Genomic DNA, 16,547 nt, shown 5'->3' on the forward strand with positions numbered 1-16,547 from the left:
ATCACATAAGCGCCGCCGCCGCGGCCTGCGCGTCCGGCACCACGTCGTGGTCGTAGAGCCGCTTGCGGAATGCGGCGTGCGCGGTGATCTCGGCGTCTCTGACACCGAGATCGGAATGGGCGGAATCATACCGCAGCCCGTTCTCGCGGGCGCCGCGCTGGACCTGGGCCACGCGTTCCCGGCGCAGCCGCTCATAGGCGAGCAGGGCGGACGGCGCGGTCGTCCGATCCGCGCGCGCCAGGATGGTCGCCAGCGCGATGCCGTCTTCGATCGATTGGTTGGCGCCCTGGCCGAGATGCGGAAGCATCGGATGCGCGGCATCGCCGAGCAGGCCGAGCCTTTGCCTGGTCCAGACCGGCAAAGGCTCGCGGTCATAGAGTGCCCAGCGGAACGTCACCTCAACTTCGCTCAGCAGTTGATGGATGCGCGGATCCCAGCCCGCAAAGGCCTGCCGCAGCACGTCGGGATTGCCGGGCGCGGTCCAGGATTCCTTCATTTCCTCGTCGGTGGGAACGAATCCGACATAGTTGATGAGCTTGCCGGCGCGCACGGGAAAGGCGAGGAAATGCCTGCCCTTGCCGAGCCACATCTGCCAGCGGTCGGTCGGCCAGTCCGGAACGCGCTCATGCGGCACCAGCCCCCGGTAGGCGACCGATCCTGAAAACACCGGCTGCGACGCCGCGAAGACATGGGGCCGAAGCTCCGAGTGGATGCCGTCGGCGGCGATGACGATATCGCCCTCGGCGGTGGCGCCATTGGCGAACGATACAAGGGCGAGCTCGCCGTCCTGCTCGAAGCTTGTGGCGCGATGTCCGGTACGAACCGTGCCGGGAGGCAGGGCGCCGGCCAGCATCTCGACCAGATCGGCGCGGTGCATCCCGAACGTCGCGTTCCAGCCCGAGGAGTCCGTGACCTGGACCGGCGCGATCGGCGCCCCGTCGTGGCGGAAGTAGTGGGAACCGGGGCCGACCCGCGCGCCCCATTTTTCCACAGCAGGCTCCAGTCCGATCCGCTGCAGGTGCCGCACGCTGTTGGGGGTGAGAAACACGCCGGCGCCGACCTCGGCGATCGCAGGCGCCTGCTCATAGATCGCAACCCGCATGCCCTGGGCCGTGAGCGCATTGGCCGCGAACAGGCCGCCGATGCCGCCTCCCACGATCACGACATCAAGACGAGAGGGCACCATTCAACTCCTTGGCACGTGCGGCTGAAAACTGCGCGATTGTAGTCTCCCACAGACCAAGGCATTTTGCCATCAAGCACGGGTCAACCGTGGACTAATCGGGGAAGGAATCGGATGCCCGGCGCGTACACGCATTTGTTGAGTCTACTCGGCCGAACCGTGGCCGCACTGGCGTTTGTGGCGCTCCTTTCCACGCCATCAGCCACGCCGGCGCGTGCCGAAGGCTATCCGGACCGGCCGGTCAGGATCATCGTGCCGTTCGCCGCGGGCGGCACCGCCGACGCCGTCCCGCGCCTGGTCGCGGACTGGCTGTCGCGCAAATGGGGCCAGCCGGTCATCATCGAGAACCGCACGGGAGCGGGGGGAAACATCGGCGCCGATTTCGTCTATCACGCCGCACCCGACGGTTACACGCTGCTGTCGTGCCCGCCGCCGCCTTTGGTGATCAACCAGAATCTCTATCCCCAGCTCGGTTTCGAGCCGGCCAAATTCGAACCCATCGTCGTGATGGCCCATGTGCCGAACGCGCTGATCGTCAATCCGAAGAAGATCAAGGCATCAAGCGTGCCCGAACTCATCGAATACCTGCGGAACAACCCCGAGCAGGTGACGGCGGCCACCCAGGGCAATGGCACGACCTCGCATCTCACCGCGGAACTTTTCCAGGTGATGGCCAAAGTGAAGATGCGTTCGATTCCCTATCGCGGATCGGCCCCGGCGCTGGCCGGCCTGCTCGCCGGCGACGTCGACCTGATGTTCGACAATCTCGGCGTCTCCTTGGCCCTGGTCGAGGCCGGCAATCTCAAACTGCTTGCGGTCGCCTCGAGGCAGCGGCTGCCGTCGCTTCCCGACGTGCCGACCATCGCGGAAACGTTGCCGGGCTTCGAGGCCGTAGCCTAGTATGCGATCGTGGCGCCGCCGGCCACACCGAAAGGCATCACGGACAAGATCAATGCCGACGTCAATGAAGCCCTGCGCCAGCCGGAAGTGCAGGATCGTCTGAAGAAATTGTCGGCGGAGACCTTTGGCGGCTCGGCGGCCAAGGCCGCGACCTATATGCACGAAGAGGTAGAGCGGTGGGGCAATGTGATCAAGGCGGCCGATATCAAGCTGCAATGATCCCCACCGCGCATCCGGGCCGCCGTGGGCCGACGGGCGGAGAACGACGGCGCGCTACAGACAGACGCAGGTTTTGATATCAATCAAGACCCATTCCGTGCGATAGATTTAGATGGGCCGGCCGGGGGGGCGCTATCGAAGCTGGAGGAGCTTCCATGTCACACTATGTCGTTCGGTTCCTGAAGGATGTGCTTGGCGAAAACGGCCACGAGATCGAAGCCTGCCAGGGCACTCTGGAAGTCGATGCTTCAAGCGAGGGCCACGCCGCGGAACTCGCCAAGAAGAAATTCTGCGAAGCGCAAGCGCTCCGCGACTGGTCGCTGCACGCCGACCGCATCCATATCAGGGTCGCCGACTTTCCGTCCTGAGCCGCAGATCGTTTGTTTGACGTGTTTTCGTCCCGTGGACCGTATCCGCCCCGCTATCCCCGTGCGGGGCAGGTTTTCGCCGGAAAACGCTATTGCCTGATGCTCACGCGGCGAGCGGACCCTCCAACGGCGGGAAGGACAGGCCGAGGCTTTCGGCGACAGCCTTGTTGGTGATACGGCCCCGGTGAACGTTGAGCCCCGCGCGCAGATGCGGATTCTGCGTCACCGCCGCGAAGCCGAGGTTCGCCAACGCGAGGCCGAACGGCAGGGTGGCGTTGTTGAGGGCATGGCTTGAGGTGAGGGGAACCGCGCCCGGCATGTTCGCCACGCAATAATGGATGATGCCGTCGACCTCGTAAGTGGGGTCGGCATGCGTGGTGGCATGGGAGGTCTCGAAGCAGCCGCCCTGATCGATCGCCACATCGACCAAAACCGCGCCCTTCTGCATCGATTTCAGCATCTCGCGCGTCACCAGTTTCGGGGCGCTGGCGCCGGGGACGAGAACCGCACCGATCACGACGTCGGCGGCGAAAACCTCGTGTTCGACCGCCTCGATAGTGGAAAACCGCGTGCGCGCCCGGCCCTCGAACAGCTCATCGAGTTCGCGCAGCCTCGGGATCGAGCGGTCGAGAATCGTGACTTCCGCGCCGAGCCCGACTGCCATCCGCGCCGCATGGGTGCCGACAACCCCGCCGCCGAGCACCACGACCCGGGCGGGGACCACGCCCGGTACGCCGCCGAGCAGTAGGCCGCGGCCGCCGGCACTGCGCTTTAAGGCCGAGCCGGCCGCTTCGATCGAGAGCCTTCCCGCGACTTCGCTCATGGGAGCAAGCAGGGGCAGGCCGCCCTTGTCGTCGGTCACGGTCTCATAGGCGACGGCGGTGCAGCCCGATTCCATCAGGCCCTTGGCTTGCGCTGGATCCGGCGCCAGATGCAGATAGGTGAAGAGGATCTGGCCTTCGCGCAGCTGGCTCCATTCGCGCGGCTGCGGCTCCTTGACCTTCACGACCATGTCGCAGGTCTTGAAAATCTCGGCGGCGGTGCCGGCAATGACGGCGCCCGCCTTGCGGTAGGCCTCGTCGGTGGCGCCGATCCCGCCGCCCGCATCGGTCTCGACGACGACATTGTGGCCCGCCGCCACATATTCGCGCACCGCGCCCGGCGTGAGGCCGACCCGATATTCGTGGACCTTGATCTCCTTCGGCACTCCGACGCGCATGGCTGGTCGCTCCCTGTTCAAAACCTGCTGTTAATTGTAGGGAAGATTCGGGTTTGAAACCTTGCGATCTTGCTGCTCTAATCTGTTTTCTCGCCGGAAATCGGCACAAATCTGGGTTTTTGCGCAGAAATCGAAGCCGCAGGGATCGGACCAAATGAAACTCGACCAATTCGATACGACCATCCTGTCGGAACTCACGATCAATGCCCGGGCGAGCCAGGTCGACCTCGCCGAGCGGGTCGGGCTCTCCTCGACCGCGATCGCCCGGCGGCAGAAGGTGCTGGAGGAGGAAGGCTTCATTCGCGGCTATCAGGCCGTGCTGGATCTGGCGCGGTTCGGCCTTTCCACCACCGTGCTGGTCAGGGTCACGCTCGAAAGCCAGAATGAAGACGCGCTGAAATCGTTCGAGGCCGCGGTCATCAACTGTCCGTCAGTGGTGCGGTGTTTCCTGATGTCCGGCAGCGACGACTACATCGTCATTGTCATGGCGCAGGATATCGAGGACTTCGAGCGCATCCACCGCACCGAATTGTCACGGTTGCCGCGGGTGGCGCGCATTCAATCGAGCTTCGCAATGCGCGAAGTGGTCAACCGCGCCGTGCCGCCGGTGATCTTCGGTGCATCGCGAAAACAACGCTCCGGTCACGCTGCGCGGTAGCGGCGACCGTATCGGTTGGTGTAAAGCCGCTAGTGTCTGCCAGAGCGGAATAGTCCTCGGGGAGCGGTTTGAAGATGAGCGATGATCCCTGCTTCCTCTCCGCCGGCGAACTGCGACGGCAAATCGGCGCTAAGGAGATTTCGCCGCTCGAAATCACCCGCGCCGTCCTGGCGCGCGTGGAGCGATTGCAACCCCTGTTGAACTGCTTCATCGAGATCTGCGCCGACCGGGCGCTGGCTGAAGCAAGGGATGCCGAACGCCGGATCATGGCGGGCGATCCGCTTCGCGGCCTGGAAGGCATCCCGTTTACCGTCAAGGACATCGTCAATACCAAGGACGTGCGCACGACCTTTGGGGCCATTCCCTACCGGGACAACGTTCCCGACCATGACGCGGTCGCCGTGGCGCGGCTGCGCGCGGCCGGCGCAATCCTAATCGGGAAGACCACGACGCCGGAATTCGGCACCAAGTGCCTGACCGATTCACCCTTGTTTGGCCGCACGCGCAACGCCTGGAGCGCTGAGCGGTCCAGCGGCGGCTCCAGCGGAGGCGCCGCGGTGGCCGTCGCCAGCGGCCTGGCGCCGCTCGCGGTCGCGACCGATGGCGGCGGATCCACCCGCATTCCGGCGGCGTGCAACGGCGTCGTCGGGCTGAAGCAGAGCAATGGCGTGATCCCCCACAGCCAGGTGCAGGACGCCTTCGGCAATCAAACCTATGTCACGCCGATGACGCGCAACGTTGCCGACACCGCGCTGATGATGCAGGCGATGGCCGGGGAGGATGCGTCCGATCCTTGGTCGATCGGAATTCCGCCGGCGGATTTCATCGCCGGTGCCCTGCCGCGCGGCGACCTCAAGGACAAGAAGATTCTGTTCTGCCTCGCGCCTCCCGGCCGCAAGGCTTCCGCCGATGTGGCCGCGGCCTTCAAAGCCAGCCTGAAGACGCTCGAGGCCCTCGGTGCGGACTGCGAGGAAATGGCCGGCGACGGCTTCGATGTCGAGCCGATCTGGCGCGCGATCAATCACACCGTCTGGCGGACTCGGTTTGAAAAGCTCGCGGCCGAGCATCGCGACGCGTTGAGCGAAACCTTCCTGCGGCAATTGGGGCTGGCGCAACGGATCAGCGGTGCCGATTACCAGCAGGCGATGTTCGATCGCACCATCCTGTTCCGGCGCGTGCAATCGCTGCTGCAGCACGCCGACCTGCTGGTCATGCCGACGATCTCGCGCACCGCGCTTCCGATCGGGCAGGATCTGTTCGGCACCATCGACATCGACGGTGAGGTATTTTCGGACGTTCGCCCCAACTGGTTTCCCTGGACCATGCCGTTCAATATGACCGGGCATCCGGCGGTGAGTCTTCCCTGTGGATTCGGCGCCGACGGGCTTCCCATCGGCCTGCAACTGGTGGGGCGCTTTCGCGGCGATGCCGAATTGTTGCGCGTCTGCGCGCTGTTCGAAGCGGCGCAGAATGAGCTCGATCGGTGGCCGGCTGCGGTTCCGACGCCGACGGCTTCATGCACCAACCGCGATTGATCTCCATCGAAGCGCCAACGTGGGCAATTAGTCATACTAATATGATTATCTGCTATACAAGAATTGCGAGTTATGGCATGGATATCCCGCCAGCTCTGATCTTGCCCGAAGAGGCAGGACGGCGGTCCGCAAACAGTTTGGGAGCGAAACCAGCCATGATTCTCCAAAAACTACTTCCCGAAGCGTTCATTGCGCTGACGCCGCTCAACGCAAACGGCGCCTCCGCCGCCGCTCTGACAGTCGGCTGACCGCGGACCGGCTGGTCTCGCCGCAGTTCTTCGACATACGCCCGCAGGACATCACCTTCGACGGTAATCTGTCGAGCTGGTGGACCAACATCGTGACCGGGTTTTCTGCTGTTTGCCTTCATCGCCTTGCTGCAAATCCTGCTGCGGCCCGCAAAGCGGCCAGTCGCTCTAACCGCGGGAGGAGTGCCATGAGATCCGATCTCGTCGTGATTGCGCCGGGCCGCGGCCATTCCAGCCAGCTGGAGGTAACGCGGACGATCGGGATCGACATCATCGTCGGCCGCTATCCGGAAGGCACTGCTTTGCCGCGCGATGCAGAGCTAACCGCTATGTTCGAGGTTTCGCGCACCGTGCTGCGCGAAAGCATGAAGACACTGTCGGCCAAGGGGCTGCTCATTTCGAAGGCGGGCGTTGGCACGCGGGTGAGGGAACGGTCGGCATGGAACATGTTCGATCCCGATCTCCTCGGCTGGCACCTTGAGGCTGGAATCGACAAGCGGTTTCTTCGCGATCTCGCCGATATCCGCCTTGCCGTGGAGCCGCGCGCGGCCGCGCTCGCCGCCGAACGATGGTCTGGCGATGCCATCACTGTTCTGCGCGACAGCATCGTCAAGATGCGGAGCTTCGCCTCGGACACGATTGAATTCGCCGATGCCGACCTCCGGCTGCATCTTGATGTCGCGACGATTTCGGCCAACCCGTTCATGCGGTCGATCGGCGCCGTAATCGAGGCCGCATTACGCGCGTCTTTCCGGCTGAGCGCGCCCACTGAGGAACAGGAGCGCGAGATCACCATCGCTGCCCACGAGCGCATCGTCGATGCGATCGCTGACCGGGACGCCGAGGCGGCCTCCGCGGCGATGATGAATGTGATCTTCAACGGTCTTCGCCGGCATGGCGCGGCCGGCTGAAGCCCTCGGTCTGGATGACAATCATCGTACCGCCGAGGGGTGGAGGAGAGCAGAGGATGGTAATAGCAAACTCCAGTGTACCGCAGCCCTATAAGGGCGTATTTCCGGTCGTGCCGACAGTGTTCGATGGCGACGGCCGGCTTGATCTCGATGGTCAGAAGCGCGCCGTCGACTTTATGATCGATGCCGGCTCGCATGGGGTGTGCATTCTCGCCAACTTCTCCGAGCAGTTCGTGCTGACCGACGTTGAGCGCGACCAGGTACTCGACATCGTGCTCAATCATGTCGCCGGCCGCGTGCCCGTGATCGTCACGACGACGCATTTTGCTTCGCACATCTGCGCCGAACGCTCGCGGCGGGCCGAGCTGGCGGGCGCCGCCATGGTGATGGTGATGCCGCCCTATCACGGCGCGACCATCCGGGTCGGAGAAAATGCCATCTACGAGTTCTATCGCACGGTTTCGGACGCGATCTCCATTCCCGTCATGATCCAGGATGCGCCGGTCGCCGGCACGCCACTGTCGGCAGCCTTCCTCGCCCGCATGGCGCGCGAGCTCAAGAACATCGCTTATTTCAAGATCGAGACGCCCCAGGCCGCGGCCAAACTGCGCGAGTTGATTGCGCTCGGCGGCGCCGCGATCGAGGGCCCGTGGGACGGCGAGGAGGCGATCACGCTGATGGCCGACCTCGATGCCGGAGCGACTGGCGCCATGACCGGCGGTGGTTATCCCGACGGGATCCGCCAGATCACGGATCCGTATTTCGCCGGCCGCCGCGGCGAGGCTGTTGCTGCCTATGAACGCTGGCTGCCGCTGATCAACTATGAAAATCGCCAGTGTGGCCTCATCGCATGCAAGGCGCTGATGAAGGAAGGCGGCGTCATCAAGCACGAAACAGTCCGTCTTCCCTTGCAGCCGCTGCATCCGGCGGCTCGGGCGGGGCTGATCGAAATCGCGAACCGTCTCGGTCCGCTCGTGTTGCGATGGGGCAGGTAGCCGTGGTGACTTCGATTCGCGTTGCCATCGTCGGTCTCGGCAAGATCGCCAGGGATCAGCACATCCCGGCCATTGCAGGCACCGAGGGGATTGAGCTCGCCGCGATCGCCAGCCGCAATGCGTCCATCGAGGGCATTGCGCATTTCGCGACGCTCGATCAACTGCTTGCTGATGCACGTGACATCGATGCCGTTGCGCTCTGTACACCGCCTCAGGTGCGTCAAACGCAGGCGGCGGCCGCATTAAGGGCCGGCAAGCATGTGCTGCTCGAAAAGCCTCCTGGCGCGACCGTCAGTGAATTAGGCCCGCTGGTCGCGGCTGCGCGGCAAACCGGGCGAACGCTGTTTGCGACCTGGCATTCCCGTTTCGCGCCGGCCGTCGAACCCGCGAGGAGTTTCCTCGCTGGCCGCCAGATCAAATCGGTCGTTGTCGAATGGAAGGAAGACGTCAGAGTCTGGCATCCCGGCCAGGCCTGGATCTGGGAGCCGGGTGGACTTGGCGTGTTCGATCCCGGCATCAACGCGCTCTCGATTCTCACCCGCATCCTGCCGCGGCCTTTCTTTCTGATCCGGGCCGAGCTGTGCTTCCCGCGCAATCGCGCGGCCCCCATCGCAGCCGATCTCGCCTTCTCGGATGACACCGGTATGGCGATCCGCGCTGAATTTGATTGGCGCCGGACCGGTCCGCAAACCTGGGATATCCGCGTCGAGAGTGATGCCGGGCGGCTGACGCTTTCGTCCGGTGGCAGCCGCCTCGTCCATGATGACCGTACCCTGGTTGACGAGAAGCAGGCGGAGTATCGCGGTATCTATCGGCGTTTCGTCGAACTGATTGCGAGCGGTGTGTCCGATGTCGATCTGTCGCCGCTGGTCCATGTCGCTGATGCCTTTATGCTCGGCCGGCGCCGCGAGGTCGAACCATTCATCGAGGATTGAACTTGGCGCAATTGGAAAAATCAGAGATGCCGAAGGTCGTACGCGAGATTTTCGGCCGCCTCCCGGACGGCACCGCGATTGAAACCGTGCGGCTGCGTGGTGATAATGGTTTCGAGGTACGCCTCATCACGTATGGCGCGGCGCTGCAATCCATCTTTGTACCGGATCGCGCCGGGCGCCTTGCCGATGTCGTGCTTGGCCGCGTTGATCTTGCGGGCTATCTCGCGGTTCGAAGTTTTCTTGGCGCAACGATCGGGCGCTACGCCAACCGGATCGCGAACGCCGCGTTCGAACTGGATGGCGAGCGCTTTCAGTTGCCTGCCAATGACGGGGCCAACGCGCTGCACGGCGGATTGGCAGGCTTCGATCGCAAACCATGGACCATCACCGCCGTGGGCGAAACTCCCGCGCCTTTTGTCACGCTGTCCCGTGTAAGTTCGGACGGCGAAGAGGGCTATCCCGGTCAACTCAGAACCGACATCACCTACCGCATTTCCGGCGGAGCCGAGCTTTCGCTTGAGTTCTCTGCGGTGACGGACAGGCCGACCATCGTCAATCTGACAAATCACAGCTTCTTCAATCTCGCAGGCGTCGAGACCGGCGGAAATATTCTCGACCACCAGCTTATGATCGCGGCGGATACCTATTTGCCGGTGAGCGCGGCCGGTATTCCGTTGGGCGCGGCGAGCAAGATCGAAGCAACGCCATTTGATTTCCGCGAGCCCCATCGCGTCGGCGCCCGGCTGCGTGACGCGGATCAACAGGTGCATATCCGGCAGGGGTATGATCACAATTTCTGCCTCCCCGGAGGCGTTACCAGCGCGCCACGCCTTGCCGCTCGCCTGGAAGATCCGGGATCGGGCCGAGTTCTCGAACTCTGGACCAACCAGCCGGGCGTTCAGTTCTATTCCGGCAATTTCCTCGATGGAACCGTGACCGGAAAGTATGACCGCGTCCATCGTCAGTATGACGCGCTCTGCCTGGAGCCACAGGTCTATCCCGATACGCCAAACCGTCCGGATTTTCCGTCGGCGCGGCTCGATCCCGGGCAGGTCTATCGCCACGCCTCGCTGTATCGATTTTCCGCAATCTGAGGCGCAGAAGAACAAGGGAGACCCGCGTGGAGGAAGTCGGCACCAAAACCTTAAGCGATTGGCATTGCCATCTCGGTGAGGGCTGCACCTATGATCCGGCGAGCGATACCGCATGGTGGTTCGATATCATCGAGCGCACCTTGTTCCAGGCCGATCTTGCATCCGGCGCGGTCGCCTCGCACGCGCTTCCCCTGATGGCAAGCGTGCTTGCTTTCATCGACGACCAACGCCAGCTGCTCGCGACCGAAAATGGCCTCTATGTCCGCGATATCGCCGACGGTCGCCTTGCGCTTCACGTGCCGCTCGAAGCGGACAACCCGGCAACCCGTTCCAACGACGGGCGGGTGCATCCCTGCGGCGCGCTCTGGATTGGAACCATGGGCCGAAAGGCCGAAAAAGGAGCGGGCGCAATCTATCGCTTTGACGGCGACGAATTGCGTCGGCTCTATGCCAGCATCACCATTCCGAACGCGATCTGCTTTTCGCCCGACGGTGCAACGGCCTATTTCACCGATAGCAGCGAGGGCATCCTGTATCGCGTCGCCATCGACCCCACAAACGCTCTGCCGACCGGAAATCCCGCGCCGCTCTTCGACCACCGCGGCGGGGCAGGCGATCTCGACGGCGCCGTGGTCGATGTCGAAGGGCTGATCTGGAACGCGCGCTGGGGCGGATCCTGCATCGACGTCTATTCGCCGGAAGGTGATCGCGTCCGCACCATACGGGTTCCGGCGACGCAGCCGAGTTGCCCGGTCTTTGTCGGCCGGAATTTCGATCGGCTGCTGGTCACCACGGCCTGGCAGGGAATGGACGAGCATGCCAGGGCTGCCGATCCGCACCATGGCCAAACGTTCATTCTCGACATCGGCGCGCGGGGGCGGCCGGAACCTCGCGTCAGGCTCGGCCCGACATGACGGGCCGCCTCACACCATCGCGCATGAGGTCGTCATGACACTTGCAGAACTGCAACCTGTGATCGATCATCCTTTCCGTTTCCGTCGGCCAGCATGGTGTCCGACGATGCGCCGGTACGCCCCGGCGCCAACAGCAAACCGCGACAACGCGGCGATTAAGGCTCAAAACCCTGGGAGCGAAACATGAACTTACTCAAAGCTGCTCTATCCGCCATCGTGCTCGGTGCGGTCGGCCTTGCTGGCCCCGCGTTCGGGCAGGGCAAGCCCACCGTTGGCATCGCCATGCCTACCAAAGCCTCGGCGCGCTGGATCGATGACGGCAACAACATCGTCAAGGTGCTGAAGGAGCGCGGTTACAACACCGACCTGCAATACGCCGAAGACGATATTCCGAACCAGCTCTCCCAGATCGAGAACATGGTGACCAAGGGCGCCAAGGTGCTGGTCATCGCTTCGATCGACGGCACCACCCTGTCCGATGTGCTCAAACAGGCCAAGGACAAGGGTATTACCGTGATAGCCTACGACCGGCTGATCCGCGACACGCCCAACGTCGACTACTATGCGACCTTCGACAATTTTCAGGTCGGCGTGCTGCAGGCGCAGTCGATCGAGCAGGGGCTGAACCTGAAGGAAGGCAAGGGCCCCTTCAACATCGAGCTGTTCGGCGGTTCACCCGACGACAACAATGCCTACTTCTTCTACAACGGCGCGATGTCGGTGCTGCAGCCCTATATCGATAGCGGCAAGCTCGTGGTCGTGAGCAAGCAGATGGGCATGGACAAGGTCTCGACGCTGCGCTGGGACGGCGCCACGGCGCAAGCCCGGATGGATAATCTGTTGAGCGCGTTCTACACCACCAAGCGGGTCGACGCCGTGCTTTCGCCCTATGACGGGCTCTCGATCGGCATCCTGTCATCGCTCAAGGGTGTCGGCTACGGCAGTGGCAACATGCCGATGCCGATCGTCAGCGGACAGGATGCGGAAGTGCCTTCGATCAAGTCGATGCTGCGCGGCGAGCAGTACTCCACGATCTTCAAGGACACCCGCGACCTCGCCAAGGTCACCGTCGACATGGTGGACGCGGCGCTCAGCGGCAAGACCGTGACGGTGAACGACACCAAGACCTACAACAACGGCGTGAAGGTGGTGCCCTCCTATCTGCTGAAGCCGGTAGTCGTGGACAAGACCAACTGGGAGAAGATCCTGATCGACGGCGGTTACTACAAGAAAGCCCAGATCAACTGAGGCGGACGGTGACCGGGCGTGGAGCGTTCCTGTCGCCATATCCGGGAAGAGCGTCATCGGGTTGCGCAGAGCGCGGCCCGATGGCGGGCTCCGGCGTCTTCGCGCTGGATGTCCCGTCCGTCCGCGTCCTGACGTTACCATGCTCCGGGGAGTCTGAATGACCACACTGCTCGAAATGCGCGGTATCAGCAAAGCCTTCGCCGGCGTGAAGGCATTGAACGATGTCAATTTCACCGTCAGGCAGGGTGAGATCCATGCGCTCGTTGGCGAGAACGGCGCCGGCAAGTCGACATTGATGAAGGTGTTGAGCGGTGTCTATCCTCACGGCAGCTATGACGGCAGCATCGTCTATGAAGGCGAGGACAGGCACTTCCGCGACATCAATGATTCCGAGGCGCTCGGCATCATCATCATTCACCAGGAACTGGCGTTGATCCCGCTGCTCTCGATCGCGGAGAATATTTTCATCGCCAGCCCGCCGTCGCGGTTCGGCGTTATCGATCGCGACGCGGTCTACAAGCGGTCGCGGCAGCTGCTCGCCAAGGTGGGACTCAACGAAGCGCCGGACACGCTGGTCACCAATATCGGCATCGGCAAGCAGCAGCTGGTGGAGATCGCCAAGGCGCTGTCCAAAGAGGTGCGCCTCCTGATTCTCGACGAGCCGACCGCGAGCCTCAACGAAAGTGACAGCGCGGCGCTGCTCGATCTCTTGCTCGAGTTTCGCGCCCAAGGCATGTCCGCGATCCTGATCTCGCACAAGCTCAACGAGGTGGCGCGCGTCGCCGACCGCATCACCGTGCTGCGCGATGGCCGTACCGTCGATACGCTGGATTGCGAGGCCGGCGCGGTCGAGGAAGATCGCATCATCCGCAAGATGGTGGATCGCGACCTCGAGCATCGTTTCCCCAAGCGCGAGCCCGAGATCGGCGAGGTGGTGTTCAAGGTCGAGAACTGGTCGGTCTATCATCCGCAGCATTCGGACCGGCAAGTCATCAAGAATGTCGACTTCCACGTTCGCCGCGGCGAGATCGTCGGCATCGCAGGTTTGATGGGCGCCGGGCGCACCGAGTTCGCCATGAGCCTGTTCGGCCGTTCCTGGGGCCGCAAGATCACCGGCCAAGCCATGCTGCACGGCCGCGAGGTCGACCTCTCGACCGTGAGCCGTGCCATCGACGCCGGTCTTGCCTACGTCACCGAGGATCGCAAGCAGCTCGGCCTCCTGCTCGCCGACGACGTCCGCAAGAACATCACGCTTGCCAATCTCGGCAGTGTCGCGGCCGGCCGCGTCATCGACGACATGAAGGAATTGCAGGTAGCAAGCGATTATCGCAACCGCATGCGCATCCGCTGCTCCGACGTCTATCAGACGTCCGGCAACCTGTCCGGCGGCAACCAGCAAAAGGTGGTGCTGTCGAAATGGCTGTTCACCGATCCAGAAATCCTGATCCTGGACGAACCGACGCGCGGTATCGACATCGGTGCGAAGTACGAGATCTATTGCATCATCAACGAGCTGGCCGACGCTGGCAAGGCCGTCATCGTGATATCGTCGGAGATGCCGGAACTGCTCGGGATCTGCGACCGCATCTACGTGATGAACGAAGGCGCTTTTGTCGGCGAGTTCGGGAGAGCCGAGGCGACGCAGGAAAAAATCATGCGCGTCATCGTGCGCAAGGGCGAGCGGCTGGTGGATAGAAACCTGGAAGAAAAGTTGTTGGGAGAGGCGCATTCATGAGCGACAAGACCGTGGCGCTTCCCGAAGCGGGCAAGCATGCAGGCTTTCTCAAGGCCAATTTGCGCGAATACGGCATGCTGTTGTCGCTGTTCGCGATCATGCTGTTTTTCGAATTCGTCACCGACGGCACGCTGCTGCGCCCGCTAAACCTCACCAATCTGGTGCTGCAGAACAGCTATATCGTGATCATGGCGCTCGGCATGCTGCTGGTGATCGTCACCGGGCACATCGACCTTTCGGTCGGCTCGGTCGCAGGCTTCATCGGTGCGATCGCTGCGGTGCTGATGGTGCGCTACGACGTGCATTTCATTCCCGCCACCATCGCCTGCCTCGCGCTCGGCGGGCTGATCGGCGCGGCGCAGGGCTACTGGGTGGCGTATTTCAGGATTCCGTCCTTCATCGTCACGCTGGCCGGCATGCTGGTGTTCAAGGGGCTGGCGCTTGCGGTGCTGCAGGGCCAGTCGGTCGGCCCGTTTTCGCCGACCTTCCAGAAACTCTCCTCCGGCTTCATTCCCGAAATGTTTCCCGGCGCCGGCGCGCTTTACCCCACCTCGATCCTGATCGGCGCCGTGCTGGCGCTTGGTCTGGTCTATCTCAGCGTCAAGACCCGCGCCCGGCGCGCAAGCCATGGCGTCGAGGTCGAGCCCACCGGCTTCTTTGCGCTCAAGAACGCAATCCTGTTCGGCGTGATCATCTATTTTACCTATCTGATCGCTTCGCATCGCGGCCTGCCCAACGTGCTGGTGATCATGATCGCGCTGATCGCGCTCTATGGTTTCGTCACCGCGCGCACCACCATCGGCCGGCAAATCTACGCGGTCGGCGGCAACGAGAAGGCGGCAAAGCTTTCCGGCATCAAGACCGAGCGGCTGACCTTCCTCACCTTCGTCAATATGGGCGTGCTGGCGGCACTTGCCGGCCTCGTATTCGCTGCGCGGCTCAACACTGCAACACCGAAGGCAGGCGCCGGCTTCGAACTCGACGTCATCGCCGCCTGCTTCATTGGCGGTGCCTCGGCCTATGGCGGCGTCGGGCGGGTGGCCGGCGCAGTCATCGGCGCGCTGATCATGGGTGTGATGAACAACGGCATGTCGATCCTCGGCATCGGCATCGACTACCAGCAGGTGATCAAGGGGCTGGTGCTGCTCGGCGCGGTGTGTCTGGATGTCTACAACCAGCGGCGCTGAGGCGCCGATTGATTGATCCCTCCAGCACGGTCAAGTGCTGTCCGCAGGCCCCGCGTTGCGAAAAATATGCGAGTGAAGGCCACCATGGATGTGTACTCGGGCTTTGGTGTGTACGCTGTTTGCAGATGCGCATCGGTGCGGTATACCGGAATCTGCGTAAGGTCTGTTGAATGATATTCGCAAAGATCGGATGATCGACATGCGATATCTTCGGACCAATCATTTCCGCGCGAAGGGAACCTGCGGTGAGCGTCTTCATTCTCCGGCGCCTTGTGACCCTGGTTGCGACGCTTGCGGGCGCCTCGCTGATCATCTTTCTCGTCCTCGACGCGTTGCCGGGAAACGCGGCCGAGATGCTGATGGGCGCGGACTCATCGCCCGAGGCGATCCACGCCATGACCATCAAGCTCGGGCTCGACCAGCCGCTCGTCGTTCGCTATCTAAACTGGATCGGCGGACTTCTGGTCGGCGATCTCGGCAACAGCTATTCTTATGGTACGCCGGTGGCGGATCTGATCGCCGAGCGGCTGGCGCTGACCATTCCGCTGGCGGTCCTCGCGATGCTGCTTACGGTGGTGCTGGCGCTTGCCGCCGGCGTCTACACCGCCGCCAATCATAACAAGGCCGGCGATGTCGGCGTGATGGCGGCGACGCAATTCGGCATCGCCATTCCGAATTTCTGGTTCGCCATCCTCTTGATCCTGTTGTTCTCCGTGAAGCTGCAATGGCTCTCGGCCGGTGGATTCGCAGGCTGGGACGAGGGCATTCTTCCCGGCCTCCGCTCGCTGCTGCTGCCGGCGATTTCGCTCGCGGTGGTGCAGGCCGCGATCCTGGCACGGGTCACGCGCTCGGCGGTGCTCGAGGTGCTGCGGGAGGATTTCGTGCGCACCGCGCGCGCCAAGGGCCTCAACCGGCGCCAGGTGATGTGGGGGCACGTGCTGCGCAACGCGATGATCCCGGTCATGACGGTGATGGGGCTGCAGTTTGCCAATCTGCTGGCAGGGGCGATCGTGATCGAGAACGTCTTCTATCTGCCGGGACTGGGGCGTCTCATTTTTCAGTCGATCTCAAATCGCGATCTCATCGTGGTCCGCAATTGCGTGATGCTGCTGGCGGCGATGGTCGTGATCGTGAATTTCGTGGTCGATGTGCTCTATGCGGCGATCGATCCGCGCCTCAAGGCCAGCGAATTATGAGC

Annotated in this window: 15 protein-coding genes and 1 pseudogene; 14 read left to right on the forward strand and 2 right to left on the reverse strand. The window is 63.0% G+C overall.

Features of this window, described 5'->3' with window-relative positions; genetic code table 11:
- Window position 1 precedes the first annotated feature (1 nt).
- The gene (locus B5525_RS25235) at window positions 2-1,183 is read right to left on the reverse strand and encodes an FAD-dependent monooxygenase (RefSeq protein WP_244567573.1); all 1,182 of its coding nucleotides are present in this window, start codon (window positions 1,181-1,183) and stop codon (window positions 2-4) included.
- A 114-nt stretch (window positions 1,184-1,297) separates the two neighbouring features.
- On the opposite strand from B5525_RS25235, the pseudogene B5525_RS25240 reads away from it, so the two are divergent.
- Together B5525_RS25240 and B5525_RS25250 are read left to right on the forward strand one after the other, a co-directional pair.
- Window positions 1,298-2,302: pseudogene (locus B5525_RS25240) on the forward strand (Bug family tripartite tricarboxylate transporter substrate binding protein).
- A gap of 155 nt (window positions 2,303-2,457) precedes the next feature.
- Complete coding sequence (locus B5525_RS25250) at window positions 2,458-2,670, forward strand: hypothetical protein (protein ID WP_079568435.1); 213 nt, start codon at window positions 2,458-2,460, stop codon at window positions 2,668-2,670.
- Window positions 2,671-2,773: 103 nt separating this feature from the next.
- On the opposite strand, the gene ald is transcribed toward B5525_RS25250, so the two are convergent.
- Entirely contained in the window at window positions 2,774-3,889 is a 1,116-nt protein-coding gene (gene ald, locus B5525_RS25255; protein WP_079568436.1) for an alanine dehydrogenase, read from the reverse strand.
- 154 nt (window positions 3,890-4,043) lie between these two features.
- Here ald and B5525_RS25260 point away from each other — a divergent pair, with 154 nt between their 5' ends.
- From B5525_RS25260 to B5525_RS25310, 12 genes are all read left to right on the forward strand, one after another.
- Window positions 4,044-4,547 carry an Lrp/AsnC family transcriptional regulator gene (locus B5525_RS25260; protein WP_079568437.1) on the forward strand — a complete coding sequence of 168 codons (504 nt, stop codon included), beginning with the start codon at window positions 4,044-4,046 and terminating at the stop codon, window positions 4,545-4,547.
- Window positions 4,548-4,621: 74 nt separating this feature from the next.
- Window positions 4,622-6,082 carry an amidase gene (locus B5525_RS25265; RefSeq protein WP_079568438.1) on the forward strand — a complete coding sequence of 487 codons (1,461 nt, stop codon included), beginning with the start codon at window positions 4,622-4,624 and terminating at the stop codon, window positions 6,080-6,082.
- A 77-nt stretch (window positions 6,083-6,159) separates the two neighbouring features.
- Complete coding sequence (locus B5525_RS44385; protein WP_154073416.1) at window positions 6,160-6,330, forward strand: hypothetical protein; 171 nt, start codon at window positions 6,160-6,162, stop codon at window positions 6,328-6,330.
- 188 nt (window positions 6,331-6,518) lie between these two features.
- Complete coding sequence (locus B5525_RS25270; RefSeq protein ID WP_079568439.1) at window positions 6,519-7,241, forward strand: FadR/GntR family transcriptional regulator; 723 nt, start codon at window positions 6,519-6,521, stop codon at window positions 7,239-7,241.
- Between the two features lie 56 nt (window positions 7,242-7,297).
- Window positions 7,298-8,236, forward strand: a complete 939-nt coding sequence (locus tag B5525_RS25275; protein WP_079568440.1) for a dihydrodipicolinate synthase family protein — start codon at window positions 7,298-7,300, stop codon at window positions 8,234-8,236.
- Between the two features lie 5 nt (window positions 8,237-8,241).
- The gene (locus B5525_RS25280) at window positions 8,242-9,171 is read left to right on the forward strand and encodes a Gfo/Idh/MocA family protein (RefSeq protein ID WP_079573763.1); all 930 of its coding nucleotides are present in this window, start codon (window positions 8,242-8,244) and stop codon (window positions 9,169-9,171) included.
- Window positions 9,172-9,197: 26 nt separating this feature from the next.
- Window positions 9,198-10,265, forward strand: a complete 1,068-nt coding sequence (locus B5525_RS25285; protein ID WP_079568441.1) for an aldose epimerase family protein — start codon at window positions 9,198-9,200, stop codon at window positions 10,263-10,265.
- Between the two features lie 26 nt (window positions 10,266-10,291).
- On the forward strand, window positions 10,292-11,179 hold the full coding sequence (locus tag B5525_RS25290; RefSeq protein ID WP_079568442.1) for an SMP-30/gluconolactonase/LRE family protein: 888 nt from the start codon (window positions 10,292-10,294) through the stop codon (window positions 11,177-11,179).
- Window positions 11,180-11,362: 183 nt separating this feature from the next.
- A complete protein-coding gene (gene chvE, locus B5525_RS25295; protein ID WP_079568443.1) occupies window positions 11,363-12,427 on the forward strand; it encodes a multiple monosaccharide ABC transporter substrate-binding protein in 1,065 nt (354 codons plus the stop codon).
- 157 nt (window positions 12,428-12,584) lie between these two features.
- On the forward strand, window positions 12,585-14,162 hold the full coding sequence (gene mmsA, locus B5525_RS25300) for a multiple monosaccharide ABC transporter ATP-binding protein (protein ID WP_079568444.1): 1,578 nt from the start codon (window positions 12,585-12,587) through the stop codon (window positions 14,160-14,162).
- Complete coding sequence (gene mmsB / locus B5525_RS25305) at window positions 14,159-15,349, forward strand: multiple monosaccharide ABC transporter permease (protein ID WP_079568445.1); 1,191 nt, start codon at window positions 14,159-14,161, stop codon at window positions 15,347-15,349. Before mmsA ends, mmsB begins: the two co-directional genes overlap by 4 nt.
- A gap of 245 nt (window positions 15,350-15,594) precedes the next feature.
- Entirely contained in the window at window positions 15,595-16,545 is a 951-nt protein-coding gene (locus B5525_RS25310) for an ABC transporter permease (protein WP_079568446.1), read from the forward strand.
- Window positions 16,546-16,547 lie beyond the last annotated feature (2 nt).

Source organism: Bradyrhizobium erythrophlei (assembly GCF_900129505.1).
Taxonomy (GTDB): domain Bacteria; phylum Pseudomonadota; class Alphaproteobacteria; order Rhizobiales; family Xanthobacteraceae; genus Bradyrhizobium; species Bradyrhizobium erythrophlei_D.

Bases quoted from the DNA above. Each gene is read 5' to 3' on its own strand.
- B5525_RS25260 (WP_079568437.1), top strand. From the start codon at position 4,044: ATGAAACTCGACCAATTCGATACGACCATCCTGTCGGAACTCACGATC.
- ald (WP_079568436.1), bottom strand. From the start codon at position 3,889: ATGCGCGTCGGAGTGCCGAAGGAGATCAAGGTCCACGAATATCGGGTC.
- B5525_RS25250 (WP_079568435.1), top strand. From the start codon at position 2,458: ATGTCACACTATGTCGTTCGGTTCCTGAAGGATGTGCTTGGCGAAAAC.
- B5525_RS25275 (WP_079568440.1), top strand. From the start codon at position 7,298: ATGGTAATAGCAAACTCCAGTGTACCGCAGCCCTATAAGGGCGTATTT.
- mmsB (WP_079568445.1), top strand. From the start codon at position 14,159: ATGAGCGACAAGACCGTGGCGCTTCCCGAAGCGGGCAAGCATGCAGGC.
- B5525_RS25265 (WP_079568438.1), top strand. From the start codon at position 4,622: ATGAGCGATGATCCCTGCTTCCTCTCCGCCGGCGAACTGCGACGGCAA.
- chvE (WP_079568443.1), top strand. From the start codon at position 11,363: ATGAACTTACTCAAAGCTGCTCTATCCGCCATCGTGCTCGGTGCGGTC.
- B5525_RS25285 (WP_079568441.1), top strand. From the start codon at position 9,198: ATGCCGAAGGTCGTACGCGAGATTTTCGGCCGCCTCCCGGACGGCACC.
- B5525_RS44385 (WP_154073416.1), top strand. From the start codon at position 6,160: ATGGATATCCCGCCAGCTCTGATCTTGCCCGAAGAGGCAGGACGGCGG.
- mmsA (WP_079568444.1), top strand. From the start codon at position 12,585: ATGACCACACTGCTCGAAATGCGCGGTATCAGCAAAGCCTTCGCCGGC.
- B5525_RS25270 (WP_079568439.1), top strand. From the start codon at position 6,519: ATGAGATCCGATCTCGTCGTGATTGCGCCGGGCCGCGGCCATTCCAGC.